This window comes from Rhodohalobacter mucosus (assembly GCF_003150675.1).
GTDB classification, from domain to species: Bacteria; Bacteroidota; Rhodothermia; order Balneolales; family Balneolaceae; genus Rhodohalobacter; species Rhodohalobacter mucosus.
Genome location: NZ_QGGB01000017.1, coordinates 1 through 1,139, shown reverse-complemented (window position 1 = coordinate 1,139; position 1,139 = coordinate 1). Strand labels below are relative to the sequence as shown.

The 1,139-nt window shown below is 56.5% G+C and carries 1 protein-coding gene; it reads left to right on the top strand.

Annotation, left to right across the window (positions count from 1 at the left end; translation table 11 throughout):
• Positions 1–3: 3 nt before the first annotated feature.
• The coding region (gene tuf, locus DDZ15_RS16565; protein WP_109648237.1) for an elongation factor Tu at positions 4–1,139 on the top strand (1,136 nt) is incomplete at its 3' end.

The window sequence follows — 1,139 nt, the reverse complement described above, 5'->3', positions numbered from 1 at the left end:
ACCATGGCAAAAGAGACATTTCAGCGTACCAAGCCGCACGTAAACATCGGTACGATTGGTCACGTAGACCACGGCAAGACGACGTTAACGGCAGCGATTACTAATGTAATGGCGAAGACCTACGGGGGTGTTGCCAAGAAATTTGATGAGATTGACAATGCACCTGAGGAGCGCGAGCGCGGGATTACCATCGCGACGGCTCACGTGGAGTATGAAACCGATGCGCGTCACTATGCGCATGTTGACTGCCCGGGCCACGCCGACTATGTGAAGAACATGGTAACCGGTGCGGCGCAGATGGACGGTGCGGTTTTGGTTGTGGCGGCCACCGATGGACCGATGCCTCAGACGCGCGAGCACATTCTGCTGGCCCGTCAGGTGGGTGTACCCCAGATTGTGGTGTTTATGAACAAGGTGGACCTGGTGGACGATGAGGAGCTGCTGGAGCTGGTTGAGCTGGAAGTTCGCGAGCTGCTGACCTCCTATGAGTTTGACGGGGACAATATTCCTGTGATCCAGGGCAGTGCGCTGAATGCGCTGAACGGGGATGCCGATGCGGAGGCTCAGATTGTGGAGCTGATGAAGGCTGTGGATGAGACGATCCCGACGCCCGAGCGTGATGTGGACAAGCCGTTTTTGATGCCTGTGGAGGATGTGTTTTCGATTACCGGTCGCGGTACGGTAGCCACGGGCCGGATTGAGCGCGGTGTGGTTAAGCTCAACGATGAGATTGAGATTGTGGGTATTGTTGAGCAGCCGATGAAGAGTGTGGTAACCGGTATAGAGATGTTCCGTCGTCTGCTCGATCAGGGCCAGGCCGGAGACAATGCGGGTATCCTTCTTCGCGGGATCAACAAGGAGCAGCTTCAGCGCGGGATGGTACTGTGCAAGCCGGGCTCAATTACCCCGCACAAGGAGTTTGAGTGCGAGGTGTATGTACTGAGCAAGGATGAGGGCGGGCGTCACACGCCGTTTTTCAAGGGATATCGTCCGCAGTTTTATTTCCGGACCACGGATGTAACGGGCTCGTGTGAGCTGCCTGACGGAGTGGAGATGGTTATGCCGGGCGACAACGTGAAGCTGAACGTAAGCCTGATCCAGCCGGTAGCGATGGAGTCGGGACTGAGGTTTGCCATCCG